Below are 16,697 nucleotides of genomic sequence, written 5' to 3' on the forward strand. Positions count from 1 at the left end.
CAAGGCGGAGGCGATCATGATCATCCGAAACGTTAGCAGGACCTCTTACCGCTATGCTCTATTTGCGCTGATCGTAATTATCGTATTGTCCGGTTCCGGCCGGAGAACGGCCTATGCCGCCGTAAACGTGCCGGATACGATCCGGGTAGGCTTGTTCCTGAACCTGCCTTCCAAGAACTTCACGTCGCTTACGCCCGCGGCTACGCTGCAGTCCTCCGCCGGAATGACGATTGCCTGGCGCGATCCCCAATTCACCGCGGCGATAGACTCGATTACGCCCGGGCAGCCCGTCCGCTTCGCTATGGACGGGTATAGAGCGATTGTCCTGGAAACGGCCGATGCCGCAGGCGCATTCGCCGTCCTGAAGAATCTTCAGGCTTCTTCCCAATCGGCGTTCGTGACCCGTCTTACGAAATCGGGCAAGACGGTCTATCAAGTATCGGAAGGCGTCTACGCGACGCCCGCCGCCGCTTCCGCGGCACTGGCGAAGTGGACTTCCGCGGTCGCGGCCGCAGGGGTACCCCAGGCGGCGAATCCGAAGGTCGCGGGGCCTTGGGCGGCGGAAGCGGGGCCTTACGCGGGCCGGGCGGAAGCGGCTGCAGCCGCCGAAGCGTTCGGCAACGCCGGCCTGGACGCTTTCGTCGCGGTGAAAATGCTGAACGGTACGCTCTCCTACGTTGTGCGGGTCGGTCAGGAAGCCGACGCCGCGGGCGCTTCCGCTTTGCAGCAGGCCGCGTCGGCCGCCGGAGGCGTGAACGTCCGGGTGCCGCCTGCGGGAGAGCCGTACGCCTTGATCCGTCAGGACATGACCCTTACCGGCCCTGCCGGCAGTCCGGTGACCTTGTACGCCATTCCGGCGTCCGCGGGCGCCGTGCTCCGGGCTGAACCGGCCGCGGGCGGCACCGTCCAGCTCGCGGAACGCTATAAGCGCTCTTATCGCGGCGCGATGGAAATGAGCGTGCTGAACGGCGCGCTGGCCGTCGTGAACGAAATCGATTTCGAGCAATATCTCTACTCCGTCGTCGGGGCGGAAGTCGGACCCGGCTGGCCGGCGGAAGCCCAGAAGGCGCAGGCGGTCGCCGCGCGATCCTACGCGCTGTCTTCCGGCACGGGATTCCAAATCGCGAACGTCGTCGATACGACGCTCAGTCAAGCCTATAACGGGACAGCCTCCGAAAATCCCAATTCCACGGCCGGGGTTCAAGCGACGGCCGGCGAAGTGCTGACGCATGACGGCCGCGTCATCAATGCCGTATTCTCCTCGAATGCAGGCGGTTTGACGGCCGATAACCGGACGGAGGGATGGGGAAGCGACACGGGGTATCTCCCGGGCGGAATCGCCAGTCCGGACGACGGTCCGCAGGCCGGCTTGCCAGACTGGTACGATGTCGCGCTCGCTTCCGGACAGCGGGGTTACATCCGCGGCGATCTGCTTGCGGATGCCGGACGCAACGCCGCCGGTCTCCGCGTCATGACCGTGACAGGGGAGAACACGGCCGTGCGGGTCCGGCCGAAGGTCGAAACGAACGTCGAGCCGATCGTGCGGCTGTCCGCCGGGACGACGGTGATCCCGATCGGGAAAGTGCCGGAGAACACGGCATACAGCTGGGTGGAAACCCCCTTTAAGCCGGACGTGCTATTGGCGTCCTTGAACAAATACATCCATGCGGCGGGGCCGCTGCAGACGCTGGAAGTCACGGGCCGGGGACCATCCGGCAGGGTGAACCAAGTTTCCGTGAACGGCACGCCTTATACGCTCAAAGCCCCGGATTCCTGGAGAAGCGCCCTCGGCGGCCTTCGCAGCACGTTGATTACGATCGAGGAGACGGGGCGGATGACGATTGTGGGGGCCGGCGAAGAAACCCGCAAGCTGCCGCAAGAATCCGGACCCCTGCAGATCATGGGAGCGGACGGCCAAACGCGTTCCGCGGACGGGACGAACCTGTTCGTTATGGACGCTTCGGGGCAAGCGAGAGTCGTAACCCCGACGCCTGCGTTTATCATCTCGGCCAAAGGGTACGGACACGGCCTCGGCATGTCCCAATACGGCGCGAAGAAGCTGGCCGAACAAGGGAATGACTACCGTTACATTCTGCAATACTACTATAAGGATGTCGTAATCGAGAAGGATGCAAACCGATGAACGTCAGTGATTTCGATTTCGAATTGCCGGAAAGGCTGATCGCCCAGACGCCTCTGGCGGAGCGCACGGCTTCGCGTCTGCTCGTGCTTCATCGCGCGGACGGACGGACGGAGCATCGGACGTTTACGGATCTGGCGGAATATATCGGGCCGGGAGACGTGCTCGTATTGAACGATACGAGAGTGCTTCCCGCCCGATTATTCGGCACCAAAGCCGACACGGGCGCCAAGGCAGAGCTCCTGCTGCTCAAACGGCTCGAAGGAGACAGATGGGAGGCGCTCGTTCGTCCCGGCAAGAAGATCCGCCAAGGGACGGAGCTTCATTTCGGTGCCGGGGGGGATGGAGACCGGCCGTTGCTGACGGCGACGGTGGAAGACGAGGGCGAGATGGGAGCGCGGGTGATCCGCTTCCAATACGAAGGCATTTTCCAAGAACTGCTGGACCGGCTGGGGCACATGCCGCTTCCGCCTTATATCAAGGAAACGCTGGATGACCGCGAACGCTATCAGACCGTATATGCCCGGCACGAAGGATCCGCCGCCGCTCCGACGGCGGGTCTGCATTTTACCGAAGCGTTTCTCGATCGGCTGCAGACGATGGGCGTCAAGCTGTGCCGGGTGACCTTGCACGTCGGCTTGGGCACGTTCCGGCCGGTGTCCGCCGAAACCGTGCAGGAGCACGAGATGCACGCGGAATGGTATTCGGTCAGCGAAGAAAGCGCCGCCCTGCTGAATGAAACCCGGACGGCCGGGCGGCGGATCGTAGCGGTCGGCACGACGTCCGCCCGCACGCTCGAAACGATCGGCCAACGGTTCGGCAACTCTCCCATCGAGGCTTGCAGCGGGTGGACCGATATTTTCATTTATCCGGGTTACCGCTTTACGATGGTAGATGCGCTGCTGACGAATTTCCACCTGCCGAAATCGACGCTTGTGATGCTCGTAAGCGCGCTGGCAGGCCGCGAAGCGGTTCTGAACGCCTACCGGGAAGCCGTCGCGCGGGAATACCGCTTTTTCAGCTTCGGCGACGCAATGTTCATTACTTGACTTGATGGCGAAGAGAGGAACGACACATCCATGGCCGTTCGTTACGAATTGATCAAAACCTGCGCGCAAACGGGAGCAAGGCTAGGCAAGCTCCATACCCCCCACGGCGTGATCGATACCCCGGTATTCATGCCGGTCGGAACCCAGGCAACCGTGAAAGGGATAAGCCCGGAGGAACTGAAGGACCTTAACGCCCAGATCATTCTCAGCAATACGTACCACCTCTTCGTGCGCCCCGGCCACGAATTGATTCGGGATGCGGGCGGCTTGCACCGATTCATGAACTGGGACCGGCCGATCCTGACGGACAGCGGCGGTTTCCAGGTGTTCTCGCTGGCCGAGAACCGCAAAATCACCGAAGACGGCGTACAGTTCCGTTCCCACCTGAACGGGGACAAGCTTTATTTGTCGCCCGAGGTGGCGACCGCGGTGCAGAACGCCCTCGGCTCCGACATCATGATGGCGTTCGACGAATGCCCGCCCTACCCCGCGGATTACGACTATGTCAAAAAATCGACCGAACGGACGAGCCGCTGGGCGGAACGGTGCCTCAAAGCGCACGCCCGTCCCCACGACCAGGCCCTCTTCGGTATCGTACAGGGCGGCATGCACGCCGATCTTCGCCGTCAGAGCGCGGCGGATTTGACTTCCCTCGATTTTCCGGGGTATTCTATTGGTGGACTCAGCGTGGGCGAGCCCAAACCCTTGATGTATCAGGTGTTGGAAGAGACCGTACCCCTGCTGCCCGCAGACAAGCCGAGGTACCTGATGGGCGTCGGTTCCCCGGACGCCTTGGTCGAAGGAAGCATACGCGGCATCGACATGTTCGACTGCGTGCTGCCGACGCGGATTGCGCGCAACGGAACGGTCATGACCAGCCAGGGCAGGCTCGTCGTTCGCCACGCCAAGTACGCGGCGGATTTCTCCCCGCTCGATCCGGAATGCTCCTGCTACGCCTGCCGGCATTATTCCCGCGCCTATATCCGCCATTTGATCAAGGCGGACGAGATGTTCGGACTTCGCCTGACCACCATACATAATCTTCATTTTCTGGTCGAATTGATGCGGCAGGTCCGCGAGGCGATACGGGAAGACCGGCTGCGCGATTTCCGGGACGAATTTTTCGAGAAATACGGGATGCAGCACAACGAAAGCGGTTTTTGAGAAAGGAGGGAACATCCATGTTGTGGTTATCCAGTCAGAGCAGCAGCAGCTTGTGGGTCACACTGATGCCGTTCGTGCTCATGTTCGCCATTTTCTATTTCCTGCTGATCCGTCCGCAACAGAAGAAATCGCGGGAACGCAGCTCGATGCTGAACGCTTTGAAGAAAGGCGATAAAGTGACGACCATCGGCGGCATGCACGGCACGATCGAACAAATCTCGGACGACACCGTCGTGCTGAAAGTAAACGACGTCACGAAGCTCACGTTCGACCGTTCCGCGATCAACGCCGTGACCTCGCGCGCGGCCGAGCCGAAGTCGGAAACGAAATCGGAAGGGTAAAGGCAGCAACGAATAAGCCTTCTGGATCCAAGAGATCTTAGAAGGTTTTTTTCTTGCGTACTTGTGCGGCAAGCTTAAAGTGCGGACATGGGGGTCCGAACGGGAAGATAAGCTTGTGCGGCAAGCTTAAAGTGCGGACATGGGGGTCCGAACGGGAAGATAAGCTTGTACGGCAAGCTTAAAGTGCGGGCATGGGGTCCAAACGGGAAGATAAGCTTGTGCGGCAAGCTTAAAGTGCGGGCATGGGGTCCGAACGGGAAGATAAGCTTGTGCGGCAAGCTTAAAGTGCGGGCATGGGGTCCGAACGGGAAGATAAGCTTGTGCGGCAAGCTTAAAGTGCGGGCATGGGGTCCAAACGGGAAGATAAGCTTGTGCGGCAAGCTTAAAGTGCGGGCATGGGGTCCAAACGGGAAGATAAGCTTGTGCGGCAAGCTTAAAGTGCGGGCATGGGGTTCCGAACGGAAATACCCCGTGCCAAAAGCCTTTCCTCCGGTTTAACCGGTCGGAAAGGCTTTTTTGTCTGCGGTTTTGTACAAGGGATCGCTGCTTGCGCTGCGCTCGGCGCGGGCTCCGGCGATCATGCCGACGTAAACGCTGAACATGGCGAGCAGGACGCCCGCGATCGCATCGGTGAACCAATGGATGCCCAAATAGAAAATGGCGAAGACGATGACGGCGGCGTTGATCCACGCGAAGACGGCCCACCGGCGGATGCCCGACCTGGCGGCCAGAAGGGCCATCGTCACCGAAATCGAAGTGTGAAGGCTGGGAAAGCAATTGTTGATGCCGGAGAGCCCCCGGTAATCCCGCTCGAAAGTGGGGAATGCGTCAAGCATCAGGAAGTGGATCCGCGGGTCGGCGTACCAAGCCTCGTTGACCGGCACGAACCAGTACATGGGGAGCGCCACGGCGTAATTGACCAGCAGCGCGACGCAGAAGGCATAGTAAAGCCGTTTTCCGGATTGCGATGCATAAATGCCGAGCGAAGAGATCATGACCGATTGGAACACGACGACGTAGAAAAAAGCGCACACCGCGGTCAACAAGCCGGAGCTTAGACGGGACTGCAGCCAAACGTGCCAATTGCCTTCCCACCCGGTCATGGCGGCCGTCAGATCGTACGACACGCCGTAAGCATTTTCGAGCTTCACTTCAAAGGTATTGAGGACGAGAATCCCCAGCGCCGCGAGGAAGAACAGCAGACATTTGCGGGATACGGCCAGCGACCGGAGCAGCCTGTATACCGGATCGAGCGGTTGGCGTCCGGTTCCGAACCATAGGAGGATGGCGATCGTCGCGGCCGTCCACGCCTGCACGGACTGAAGGGATGTAAAAACGGTCATATAGGCCCCCGGGTATCGTCATGAGTTTGGCACACCCTAGTATACCACAAAAGGCCGGCTCGGTCCGAGAGGACGGCGTTACCTGCTTCCGCCGGAAGAACCGGAATTGACGCCCAGCATGCCGCCCAGCGCTCCCGTCAAGCAAGTGAGCCCCAGCAAAGCCAATACGCGCAGCGACCAGTCGGTATCCGTCGCCAGGAAACTCGTCAACATGACCAGCAACGAATACAAAGCCCCGTTTGCCGCTCCGAAATACCAGCCCTTCCTGCCGGATCTCCGCGCGGCCACAAACCCGCCTGCGAGCGAGGCGGCGCCGTGGATCCCGAAAACCCAAGGCACCAGATCGGCTTCGCGCAAAGAACTGCTCGTCAGCATCATGGAGAGGAACAGGGTGCCGGCTCCCAGCCAGATGCACGACCAGATAAGACCGGACATAACGGGAGAGCCGGCGCGGACTTTCAGCACGCGGGTAATCGGGCTCAAGCTCATCACTCCTTGGAAATAGGCTTTGTACCATCTTATGGCGATGCCCGCCGGCGTAGTACATGCATGACCCTACCGGCAGGCGGTGAAACTACACTCGCGAGCGACCGTTCCCGTGCTTGGACGGGCGCGGCCTACTGACGCGGAGGACGGATTGCCAATGACGACCATTCTGCTTCGCACGCTGATCATGTACGTCCTGGTCTTTGCTCTTCTTCGACTGATGGGCAAACGGGAAATCGGCAAACTGTCGGTATTCGACCTCGTGATTTCGATCATGATCGCGGAAATCGCCGTCATTATCATCGAGGATAAAGAGAAGCCGATCATGGACGCCGTTGCGCCGATCGTTCTTCTGGTCGCGATCCAGATCGTGTTCGCGTTTCTCGCGATCAAGAACCGAAAACTCCGCTTATGGATGGACGGAACCCCCAGCGTGCTAATTCGGGACGGCCGTCTGAACCGGAAGGAAATGAGCAGGCAGAGATACAACTTGGACGATCTCATGGCGCAGTTGCGCGAGCACGAAATCACCAACGTCGACGAGGTGGAACTGGCGGTTCTGGAAGCCAACGGCAAGCTGTCGGTCATTCCGAAGGAAGATCGACTGTCCGAGGAGACCAGGCTAAATTCCGCAACGCATGACCCGAGCGCCGAACAATCGGAGCTCCCGCCGAAATTCCGCTACGAGCTGCTTCCTCTTCCGCTGATCCTGGACGGACAAGTGCAGGACGAAAGTTTGGAGAGGCTGGGCAAAAACCGTTTTTGGTTGAAAAACCGGCTGCGCGAGCAAGGAATCGACCAATTCAAGCAGGTGTTCTTTTGCAGCGTCGACCATAAAGGCAAACTATACGTCGACCGAAAAAAATAATTTGGTTAACGGAACAGCCTGCCGAACACCGGAATCCGCGCCGCGTCATGGCCGTCGATCAGCCTCATCGCGATGAGCAGCACCACGTAAACGATCACGGCGGAGAGCGCAGAAGAAGCGAGATTCATCGCATCCATCGGCAGGAAACGGCCGTTCCATATCCATAGCGCGACTGCCCCCATGATGATCATGGCGGTCATGACTTTCAGGAAATCGAATGGGTCGAGCCGGAAACCGGTGAGCCGCGCGACGCTGATCCAATGAAGGAGCGTCACGAGCACCATGTTGACGCCGATCGCGATGACGGCGCCGAGAATGCCGAGCTCCGGCTGAGTCGCGAGTTGGACAATCAGCGCGAGCTTGACGGCCGCCCCGGCGAACGTGTTGAACAGGGCGGTGCCGGGACGGTCCAAAGCCTGCAGCGCCGCTTGGAGAGGCGCTTGCATGTAAAGGAAAATCGCGATCGGCGCCATCCAGCGAAGCATGCCGGCCATCGAATCGTCTCCGTACAGCAGCATGCAGATCGGTTCGGCCAAGAGCCCCATCAGCACAACGAAAGGGGCGCCGGTGACAACGGCCAGGCGCATCGTCTGGTGAAGACGCTTATGGATGGTGTTCCAATCCTGTCGGGCCGCGGCTTCGGACAACGAAGGGACAAGCGATACCGCGAGGGAATAGGTGAGAGCTCCCGGAAGCAGTAACAGCGGGATGACCATGCCCTGGAGCGCGCCGTACAGGGAGGTCGCCTTCGCGACCGACAAGCCGGCCGACGCCAAGCTTCTCGCGGTTAAAATCGATTCCAGCAAGTAAGACAGCGAGCCGATCAACCGGCTGCCCGTCACCGGCAGGGCGATACCGAGCAGGCTGCGGTACATTTTGCGGTCCGGGGAAACGCCTTTGACGGACGAGGGTACCGGAACGTGGCCGGGGTTCGATCTGCGCTCGGTCGCCATGCGGTTCCATAACACCAGCAGGCCTGCCGTTTCCCCGGCAACCATCCCCGCAACCGCGCCGGCCGTCGCCGCTTCCAGCCCATAAGGGAAGAGCAGCCAGGCCAGCAGCAAAGAACAGGCGATCCGGACCAGCGTTTCCGTGGTGGACGAGAAAGCGGACGGGATCATATTCTGCTTGCCTTGGAAATACCCTCTCCAGACGGACGATACCGCCACGAGCGGAAGAATCGGGATCATGCACAGGAATGCGGCGTGGACACGGGCATCGGTCATCACCTCGGACGAAATCCATCCCGCCAAAGCCAAGCATGCCGCTGCAGCAGCCAGGCTCGCGGATACGGCCAACGTCATGGCGCCGCCGACGATTTTCCTTATGGAAGCGGAATCGCCGCGGGAATCGGCTTCGGCCACCAGCTTGGCCACCGCCAGGGGAAGTCCGCCCGCGATGACGGTGAGCAGCACGATCATGAACGGGTACACCAATTGGATCAAGCCGACGCCTTCGGCTCCGATCATGCGCGGCAGGGCGATGCGCGGAACGAAGCCGAGAAGCCGGTTGACGAGTCCGGCCGCCAGCAGGATCATGGCTCCCTGGATGAACGATTGTTTGCGAACGGACAAACGGCGTCCCTCCTACCTTCGGTTATTCTTATTTGTATGCGGGGGTTGTCCGGCTTCATGACAGGAGTGCTTGGCGCAAATTCGTACGGCCGGGAAGGAATTCGCAGGGGGCGCGGAGAACTTAAAGTAAAGGAAAGCGCATAACGGAAACGCGGAAAGAGGGATAAGGAGGGGATTGGCGCATGAACGAGTCGGGCGAAGGCAGGGAGTCCCTGACGGAAGAAGAGCAGAACGCCGTGATCGAGCAGCTTTGCGAGAGCAAAGCGGAGGAGTTCCGGCTCATCGGCTACGAACGCGTGACCGGAGCGGACGTATGGGAATGCGTCAGCGACAAGTACCACAAGAAGGGCGTTCCGCCGCTGTACCAGGTCGTGAACGATATTTTGTCCCTTAAGGTGACGCAATTCATGAATTTCATCACCTTGAACATGTACCGGGGCGATATGCGCCCTTGAACCGGACCCCGATCACGGGATCTCCGCGGCTCGGCGGGATCCTTTTTTTGCGCGTTGAAACGCCGTTATAAACGGCATCGCGTCGCGACTTTCTCCCATTTTCGACAAATTGACTTCGTTTTGCGCAGGTAGGTATAATAGGAACATTGAGAATCGAAAGGGGACGGCATCAAGGATGAAGCGACTGCTCGCTTTCGCGCTCGTCGTCGTCTTGACGTTCGGGGTCATGGCGGTCACGACGCCCGGACTTCTCGACAAGACGAAGCTCGGGCTTGATTTGAAAGGCGGTTTTGAAATTCTGTACGAGGCGCAGCCGCTGACGGAAGGCGGCACCGTAACCAAGGAGGCGCTGAGGCAAACGGCGATCAGCTTGGAAAAACGGGCCAACAAGAACAACGTGGGCGAGCCCGAGGTTACGACGGAGGGCAGCAATCGAATCCGCGTCAAAATCGCGGGCGTCGCCGACGAAGCGAAGCTGCGCGATTTGATGAAGCGTCCCTCAAACCTGGAATTCCGCAGCGCCGACGGCTGCAAAAGTCCGACCGATTATTGCAAGGTTGAGCTGACGGGCGCCGAGTTCGTGGAAGGCGCGGCGAAGGTCGAGTATAACCAGATGAACCAGCCGCTCGTCGCGATCAAAGTGAAGGATAAGAAGAAACTGGCCGACGTCTCCACGCGTCTGGTGGGCAAAAACCTGGCCATCATGCTCGACGGGGAACTCCTTACGGATCCGGTCGTCCGCCAGCCTCTCACCGACGGATCGGCGGTCATCGAAGGACAGCCGGACGTCGACGCCGCCCGTAACCTTGCCGAAATCATCAACCTCGGCGCCCTGCCGCTCAAATTGACGGAGAAATACACGCAAAGCGTTGGCGCGACGCTGGGACAGCAATCGCTGAATGAAACGCTGCTCGCAGGCGGTATCGCCTCGGTGCTGATCCTGATCTTCATGATTGGCTTCTACCGTATACCCGGCGTCGTGGCGAGCATCTGCCTTATCGCCTATTGCTGGATGCTGCTCGGCGTCTTCTGGCTTATGGGCGCAACGATGACGCTGCCGGGTATCGCGGCGTTCATTCTGGGGATCGGCATCGCCGTCGACTCCAACATCATTACCGCCGAACGGATCAAGGACGAGCTGCGGAGCGGCAAAACGCTGACCTCCTCCTTGCGCGCCGGCGCGAAGAACAGCTTCCGCACCGTCATCGACGCGCATATCACGAACATCATTGCCGGCGCCGTTCTTTTCTACCTGGGACAAGGCTCGGTCAAAGGGTTCGCCGTCGTGCTCATCTGGAGCATCGTGATCAACATCGTCACCAACGTCTTCTTCCCGCGTCTCCTGCTCCATCTGCTGATCCAAAGCGGACGGTTCACGAAACTCGGCTACTACGGCGTGAAGGAGGGTGAAATCCGTGCGCTCTGAATATGATGAGAAGAAATTCAACTTCGTGAAGGCGAGCAAGCCGTTTTTCACCTTCTCCATCGCCATCACGCTGCTGGGCATCATTTTCCTGTCCGTGTTCGGGCTCAACTACGGGATCGATTTCCGCTCCGGCACGTCCGTCGATATCTCGGTTTCCAAACCGGTCGATAAAGCGGCCGTCGAACAGTTCCTGAAAACGCACGAATTCGGCGAGTACTCGCTGACCACGTCGCCGAACCGGCTGTCGATCCGCTTCAAGGATGCGCTCAAGGATACGCAGGAAAAGCAGCTGAAGGCGGATTTCACGAAGCAGTTCGACGACAAGGCATCGTTCGAGGTGAACATCGTCGACGCGGACATCGCCCGCGAACAGCAACGGAACGCGATCGTCGGCATGGCCGTCGCCAGCGTCGGCATCATCCTGTACATTACGATCCGATTCGAATGGCGGTTCGCGATTGCGGCAGTTGTCGCCTTGCTGCACGACGCTTTCATCGTCATCAGCCTGTTCTCCATCTTCCGCTGGCAGGTCAACCTGCCGTTTATCGTGGCGGTGCTGACGATCATCGGATATTCGACGAACGATACCGTCGTCATTTTCGACCGGATCCGGGAGAACCTCCGGTTCGCCAAGCTCAAGACGCCGGCAGATGTCGCGATGCTTGTCAATCGAAGCATTTGGCAGACGCTCACGCGTTCGATCAATACCGTCATCACGGTGTTGCTGGCCGCGGTCGCGCTCTTCATTTTCGGCAGCGAATCGATCCGGATGTTCTCGCTCGCGATGATTCTGGGTCTGGTCAGCGGGGCGTATTCCTCGATCTTTATCGCCAGCCCGCTGTGGCTCTTGCTGCGCGGGAAATCCGTACCCAAGAAAGCCGCCAAACCGCAAAGCGCTACTTGATCGCGTTCAAAGCGCGTCCCATATGAATCGGGTCCGGTACGGAATAGGCGGGCTCGAGAAGGAGTGGCTCATGTGAAAATGGATCAGCGGGCCGTTTCCGCTCAGCGGGGCGCTCTGGTTTCGGTATGCGGGCTGCTCGGCTTGTCGTTGTTCAAAGGGGCCGCGGGCTGGCTGACGGGCAGCAAGGCACTGCTTGCCGACGCTTGCCAATCGGCTGCGGATTGCGCGGGATCGTTCGCCTCCTATCTGGGCTGGCGCGGCGCCGGCAAGAAACGGAACGATCCTCGGCAGGCGGAGTTCGCGGCCTCCATCGTCTTGTCCGCTCTGCTGCTGGTGGCCGGGCTCGAAATGGGGATTTCTTCGGTCAAGGCCGTGGCTGAAGGTCCGGAGAAAGCGCCGGGTTGGGGAGCCGTCGCCGCCATCGCCGCCGGCATGGCAGCCCGGGAAGGTCTGGTGCGGTACAAGCGCAGACGGGATACGCAGCTCGGCATCCGGCCGGACCGCCCCGGCGAGAACCGGTCGGATATCTTCGCTTCCCTCACCGCGCTCGTCGGCGCGTCTGCCGCGATGGCGGGCGACGTACTGGAGATGCCCGTTCTATACGTGCTCGATCCGGCCGCCGGGCTTGTCGTTTCCGTGTTCGTGCTGCGGATGGGTTATCGCTTGACGGCAGGCGTGCTGAGGCAATCGGACCGCAGCGCGACGGGCGAGGTCGATACGCGGATGATCCTCGAAGCGGTGCAGCAGATCGACGGAGTCGTGTCGGTTGACGAAATTCGGACGCGCGAACATGGCCATTATATTGCCGTGGACGCGATCATTCGGGTGAATCCGCGCATCAGCGTGGCCGAAGGTCACGATATCGCCCAACGCGTGCGCAGGCATTTGACGAAACGGTTCCTGCACATTGCGGAAGCCGCCGTTCAAGTGCAGCCTTACGATCCCGGGTATCCCTACAAAACCAATCACCTGGACGAAGAGTGGTCCACGGTGCTGCAGTGACGGTAAGCGGATCCCGGATCCGGTTCATCCCGAACGATAGGCACCGGCTTCATCTTCGGTGGCCATGAACATGCCTCCGCCGCCTCTGGGCGGCGGATTTCTTTTTCTCCGTGATTCAGAATCCATGAAGTTTCACGCTGTTCATTTTAAGCGAAGGAGTGTGAGTCCATGATTCCGGCCCGTTACAGATGGGAATGGAATCAGCCGGACGAGCGGCTGGCCCGGGAATGGGCGGAGAGGCTCGGCATTCCGCTGCTGGCGTCCCGCGTCCTCGTATCCCGCGGGTTCTCGGAGGAGGAAGCGGCTTTCTTCTTCCGGCCGGCTGACGTCGAGGGGCTGGAGAATCCGCTTCTCATGAAGGGAATGCCGGAGGCGGCCGAGCGGATCCGGCGGGCGATCGCAGATGGCGAGCGCATCCGGGTGTACGGCGATTACGATGCCGACGGGGTTACGTCGACGGCTCTCATGATCCGGTTGTTCGGCTCGCTAGGCGCGAATTTCGATACATACATTCCTCACCGGAGCCTCGAAGGCTACGGGTTGAATTTGCCCGCCGTGGACGCGGCTGCGGGAGCCGGCATCTCTCTGATCGTGACCGTGGACAACGGGATCAGCGCCGTGGAACCGATCGCTTACGCGCGCGAAAAAGGGATCGACGTCGTGGTCACCGACCATCACGAACCGCCCGCGATTTTACCGGATGCGGTTGCGCTGGTGAATCCGAAGCAGCCGGATTGCGATTATCCCTTCAAAGGACTGTGCGGAGCGGGTGTCGCTTTCAAGCTCGCCCATGTCCTTCTTGGGAGGCTGCCGGCAGAGTTGGCGGATTTGGCGGCGATCGGCACGGTGGCAGACTTGATGCCGCTGACGGGAGAGAACCGGACGATCGTTCGGATGGGGCTGGAACGCATGCGCAAGGAGCCGTCCGCTGGGATCCGCGCTTTGGCGGGAGTATGCGGTACCGATCCCGCGGAGCTTTCGAGCGGCAGGATCGGTTTCGGTCTCGCGCCGCGGCTGAACGCCGGAGGGAGGCTCGAACGGGCGGACGGCGCCGTGAAGCTGCTGACGACGGACGACGCGGCGGAGGCGGAGCGGCTTGCCCGCGACTTGGACCGCTTAAATGCGGAGAGGCAGAAGCTCGTCGATGCCACCGTACTGGAAGCGGAACGGATGTGGCAGGAGAAAATCGCCGAATTCGGCGGAGACGGCCCGAACGTGATCGTTCTTTCTAAAACCGGCTGGAACGCGGGTATCGCGGGACTCGTCGCTTCGAAGCTCGTCGAGCGCCATTACCGTCCGGCCGTCATTCTCGCGGAGGATCCCGATACCGGCAAATGCAAAGGTTCCGCGCGTTCCATCGACGGGTTCGACCTGTACGCCGCGTTGACCGAATGCGGAGATTGCTTGGAACATTACGGCGGCCACCAAGCGGCCGCGGGGATGACGCTTTATGCCGCACGGATCGTCGAATTGGAGGAGAAGCTTCACCGCTTGACGGGAGAATGGCTGTGGCCTGAAGATTGGCAGCCGAAGAAGCGGGCCGATCTCGCTTGCGAGCTGAGCGAGACGACGCTGGAGGCAGCGGAAGCGCTCTCCCGGCTGGAGCCGTTCGGCAACGGCCACCCGGTCCCCCGCGTGTTGGTCGAGGGCGTCACCATCCTCGAGAGCAGGACGATGGGCAAAGAAAACAAGCATATCCGTCTGAAGGTCGGCCGGGAAGGCCGGACGTTGGAAGCGGTAGGCTTCGGTTTTGGAGATTTGGCTGAAAGGTTGGCATCGGGTACGAAAATCGACCTGCTCGGCGAACTCGGCGTGAATGAATGGAACGGGACGCGGCGCGTGCAATTTACGGTGCAGGATCTTCGGTGCGACGAGTTGCGGTGGGTCGACCGGAGGACAATCGGACGGGTTTGGCCGGAAATCGTCAAACTCGCCGAGGGGAGCCCGGAGGCGGTTTACGTGCTGTGCGCATCCGCTCTCCATGCGGGCGAAGCCGCGAGCAGGCCGGAGCTTCGCGGAGCCGTGATTTGCACCTATTCGGACGTTTCGGACGGGGGCGGGAATATCGGGACGGAGACGGCGGCCGCCACCGAGACTGTGCGAAGCAGGCGGGGAGCGCCTTCCAGGGCGAGAAAGCTCGTCTTGCTCGGCTTGCCGGACAACGAGCAGGATGTAGGGCAGCTGGAACGCTGGGTGGCGGATCCGGGCGGTTGGGAGAGCGTTTACCTGTTTGAAGCGCGTACGGGTCGGGAACGTCCCGCCTTGCTGGACCGAGCTAATTTCGCGCGCGTTTACGCGTTGCTTCGCGAACAAGGCTCGTGGATCGACGGTCCCGAAGGGGCGCTCCGCCGTGCGGCCGATCAGGCCGGCTTGCCGTTGGCCTCGGTGCGGTTGATCCAGGAAGTATTCGTGGAGCTTGGCTTTATCCGTGTCCACGGAGCGGAACGCGCGATCGTGGCCGATCCTCCGCGCCGCAAGCTGGAAGAATCGGAGCGGTACGCTCGCATGGTCCGGCAAGCGGAGACGGCTGCATTTCCCGATTGGCCGCTGGAGAAGCTCAAAGAGTGGGCCGAGCGGATTCGGTCGAATACTCGCTGGTCATGACGAGGGAAAATGTGTATAATCGGTTCGGACAGTTCCATGAGAAGGAGCATGATCATACGAATGGACTTTAAAGAGTATATCCGGGTTATCCCCGATTTTCCCCAACCCGGCATCCGGTTCAAGGACATCACCACGCTGCTGAAGGACGGCCCAGCGTACCGCGCGGCGATCGCCGCCATGCAGGAGATGGTGTCCGGCATGAAGATCGACCTGGTCGCTGGACCCGAAGCGCGCGGCTTCGTCATCGGCGCTCCGCTCGCGCTCGCTCTCGGCGTCGGGTTCGTCCCGATCCGCAAGAGCGGCAAGCTGCCGGGCGAGACGATCGAGGCGGCTTACGACCTCGAGTACGGCAAGGACCGCTTGGCCATGCATAAGGACGCGATCCAGCCGGGACAGAAGGTCCTTATTGCGGATGATCTGCTCGCCACCGGCGGCACGATTTCCACCACCATCAACCTCATCAAGCAGCTTGGCGGAGAGATTGCCGGCGCCGCGTTCCTGATCGAGCTCGGCTACTTGAACGGCCGCGACAAGCTGGAAGGCATCGAAGTAAAGTCGTTGGTTACTTACTGAGTCATAGAAGCGATAAGACCGCATCTTCCGCCGAAAGGCTGGAACATGCGGTCTTTGTTTTTCATGATGCTCGCGAAATCTATGTGGAGCGGCGAGATATCCTCGGAAGGCTGGTTCAGCGAGGAAAATATGGCGAAGCGACATGTTTTCGAAGGAGTGCCCGTGCGATGGGTGAAATAACGGCGGAGCGGCATTATTTCGATGGTATGACGGCGCCGTGGGCGAAATAATGGCGGAGCGGCGTTATTTCGATGGTATGACGGCGCCGTGGGCGAAATAACGGCGGAGCGGCGTGATTTCGATGGTATGACGAAGCCGTGGGCGAAATAATGGCGGAGCGGCGTTATTTCGATGGTATGACGGCGCCGTGGGCGAAATAAAGGCGGAGCGACATTATTTCGATGGTACGACGGCGCCGTGGGCGAAATAAAGGCGGAGCGGCGTTATTTCGATGATATGAGGGCGTCGTCGGTGAAATAATGGCAGAGCGGCATTACTTCGATGGTATGACGGCGCCGTGGGTGAAATAACGGCGGAGCGGCATTACTTCGATGGTAGGGCGGTGCCGTGGGCGAAATAAAGGCGGAGCGGCGTTATTTCGATGATATGAGGGCGTCGTCGGTGAAATAATGGCAGAGCGGCATTATTTCGATGGTACGACGGCGCCGTGGGCGAAATAAAGGCGGAGCGGCGTTATTTCGATGATATGAGGGCGTCGTCGGTGAAATAATGGCAGAGCGGCATTACTTCGATGGTATGACGGCGCCG

The 16,697-nt window shown here is 60.3% G+C and carries 14 protein-coding genes; 11 read left to right on the forward strand and 3 right to left on the reverse strand.

Annotated features, from left to right (window positions below; all coding sequences use genetic code 11):
- Positions 1–16: 16 nt before the first annotated feature.
- The 4 genes from GE107_RS17810 to yajC are packed head-to-tail and all read left to right on the forward strand — an operon-like array spanning position 17 to position 4,694.
- On the forward strand, positions 17–2,143 hold the full coding sequence (locus GE107_RS17810) for a SpoIID/LytB domain-containing protein (RefSeq protein WP_219641329.1): 2,127 nt from the start codon (positions 17–19) through the stop codon (positions 2,141–2,143).
- Complete coding sequence (gene queA / locus GE107_RS17815) at positions 2,140–3,189, forward strand: tRNA preQ1(34) S-adenosylmethionine ribosyltransferase-isomerase QueA (RefSeq protein WP_219641330.1); 1,050 nt, start codon at positions 2,140–2,142, stop codon at positions 3,187–3,189. The genes GE107_RS17810 and queA overlap by 4 nt, the downstream gene beginning before the upstream one ends.
- A gap of 30 nt (positions 3,190–3,219) precedes the next feature.
- Positions 3,220–4,353: a tRNA guanosine(34) transglycosylase Tgt gene (gene tgt / locus GE107_RS17820; RefSeq protein ID WP_219641331.1), complete on the forward strand. Its 1,134-nt coding sequence runs from the start codon at positions 3,220–3,222 to the stop codon at positions 4,351–4,353.
- A 17-nt stretch (positions 4,354–4,370) separates the two neighbouring features.
- On the forward strand, positions 4,371–4,694 hold the full coding sequence (gene yajC, locus GE107_RS17825; protein WP_219641332.1) for a preprotein translocase subunit YajC: 324 nt from the start codon (positions 4,371–4,373) through the stop codon (positions 4,692–4,694).
- A gap of 494 nt (positions 4,695–5,188) precedes the next feature.
- Here the strand turns inward: yajC and GE107_RS17830 are convergent, their stop codons facing one another.
- Positions 5,189–6,037, reverse strand: a complete 849-nt coding sequence (locus tag GE107_RS17830; RefSeq protein WP_219641333.1) for a phosphatase PAP2 family protein — start codon at positions 6,035–6,037, stop codon at positions 5,189–5,191.
- Positions 6,038–6,115: 78 nt separating this feature from the next.
- Positions 6,116–6,520 (reverse strand): TIGR04086 family membrane protein, encoded by a 405-nt coding sequence (locus GE107_RS17835; RefSeq protein WP_219641334.1) that lies wholly within the window; start codon positions 6,518–6,520, stop codon positions 6,116–6,118.
- Positions 6,521–6,680: 160 nt separating this feature from the next.
- Between GE107_RS17835 and GE107_RS17840 the strand changes: the two genes are divergently transcribed.
- On the forward strand, positions 6,681–7,391 hold the full coding sequence (locus GE107_RS17840) for a DUF421 domain-containing protein (protein WP_219641335.1): 711 nt from the start codon (positions 6,681–6,683) through the stop codon (positions 7,389–7,391).
- A 5-nt stretch (positions 7,392–7,396) separates the two neighbouring features.
- Here GE107_RS17840 and spoVB read toward each other — a convergent pair whose 3' ends face one another.
- A complete protein-coding gene (spoVB, locus tag GE107_RS17845) occupies positions 7,397–8,929 on the reverse strand; it encodes a stage V sporulation protein B (RefSeq protein WP_219641363.1) in 1,533 nt (510 codons plus the stop codon).
- A gap of 218 nt (positions 8,930–9,147) precedes the next feature.
- Here spoVB and GE107_RS17850 point away from each other — a divergent pair, with 218 nt between their 5' ends.
- From GE107_RS17850 to GE107_RS17875, 6 genes are all read left to right on the forward strand, one after another.
- Entirely contained in the window at positions 9,148–9,420 is a 273-nt protein-coding gene (locus GE107_RS17850) for a post-transcriptional regulator (RefSeq protein WP_219641336.1), read from the forward strand.
- A gap of 175 nt (positions 9,421–9,595) precedes the next feature.
- Positions 9,596–10,846, forward strand: coding sequence for a protein translocase subunit SecD (secD, locus tag GE107_RS17855; protein WP_219641337.1), 1,251 nt, complete (start codon positions 9,596–9,598; stop codon positions 10,844–10,846).
- The gene (secF, locus tag GE107_RS17860) at positions 10,836–11,750 is read left to right on the forward strand and encodes a protein translocase subunit SecF (protein WP_219641338.1); all 915 of its coding nucleotides are present in this window, start codon (positions 10,836–10,838) and stop codon (positions 11,748–11,750) included. The genes secD and secF overlap by 11 nt, the downstream gene beginning before the upstream one ends.
- Positions 11,751–11,828: 78 nt before the next feature.
- Entirely contained in the window at positions 11,829–12,752 is a 924-nt protein-coding gene (locus tag GE107_RS17865; RefSeq protein ID WP_255570598.1) for a cation diffusion facilitator family transporter, read from the forward strand.
- 168 nt (positions 12,753–12,920) lie between these two features.
- Positions 12,921–15,356 carry a single-stranded-DNA-specific exonuclease RecJ gene (recJ, locus tag GE107_RS17870; protein WP_219641340.1) on the forward strand — a complete coding sequence of 812 codons (2,436 nt, stop codon included), beginning with the start codon at positions 12,921–12,923 and terminating at the stop codon, positions 15,354–15,356.
- Between the two features lie 60 nt (positions 15,357–15,416).
- On the forward strand, positions 15,417–15,929 hold the full coding sequence (locus GE107_RS17875) for an adenine phosphoribosyltransferase (RefSeq protein ID WP_219641341.1): 513 nt from the start codon (positions 15,417–15,419) through the stop codon (positions 15,927–15,929).
- Positions 15,930–16,697: the final 768 nt, after the last annotated feature.

It is taken from the genome of Cohnella sp. CFH 77786 (assembly GCF_019400745.1).
In the GTDB taxonomy this organism is placed as follows: domain Bacteria; phylum Bacillota; class Bacilli; order Paenibacillales; family Paenibacillaceae; genus Cohnella.

Excerpts from the sequence above, each read along its gene's own strand:
- GE107_RS17810 (WP_219641329.1), top strand. The coding sequence starts at position 17 with ATGATCATCCGAAACGTTAGCAGGACCTCTTACCGCTATGCTCTATTT.
- queA (WP_219641330.1), top strand. The coding sequence starts at position 2,140 with ATGAACGTCAGTGATTTCGATTTCGAATTGCCGGAAAGGCTGATCGCC.
- tgt (WP_219641331.1), top strand. The coding sequence starts at position 3,220 with ATGGCCGTTCGTTACGAATTGATCAAAACCTGCGCGCAAACGGGAGCA.
- yajC (WP_219641332.1), top strand. The coding sequence starts at position 4,371 with ATGTTGTGGTTATCCAGTCAGAGCAGCAGCAGCTTGTGGGTCACACTG.
- GE107_RS17830 (WP_219641333.1), bottom strand. The coding sequence starts at position 6,037 with ATGACCGTTTTTACATCCCTTCAGTCCGTGCAGGCGTGGACGGCCGCG.
- GE107_RS17840 (WP_219641335.1), top strand. The coding sequence starts at position 6,681 with ATGACGACCATTCTGCTTCGCACGCTGATCATGTACGTCCTGGTCTTT.
- spoVB (WP_219641363.1), bottom strand. The coding sequence starts at position 8,929 with ATGATCCTGCTGGCGGCCGGACTCGTCAACCGGCTTCTCGGCTTCGTT.
- GE107_RS17850 (WP_219641336.1), top strand. The coding sequence starts at position 9,148 with ATGAACGAGTCGGGCGAAGGCAGGGAGTCCCTGACGGAAGAAGAGCAG.
- secD (WP_219641337.1), top strand. The coding sequence starts at position 9,596 with ATGAAGCGACTGCTCGCTTTCGCGCTCGTCGTCGTCTTGACGTTCGGG.
- GE107_RS17865 (WP_255570598.1), top strand. The coding sequence starts at position 11,829 with ATGGATCAGCGGGCCGTTTCCGCTCAGCGGGGCGCTCTGGTTTCGGTA.
- recJ (WP_219641340.1), top strand. The coding sequence starts at position 12,921 with ATGATTCCGGCCCGTTACAGATGGGAATGGAATCAGCCGGACGAGCGG.
- GE107_RS17875 (WP_219641341.1), top strand. The coding sequence starts at position 15,417 with ATGGACTTTAAAGAGTATATCCGGGTTATCCCCGATTTTCCCCAACCC.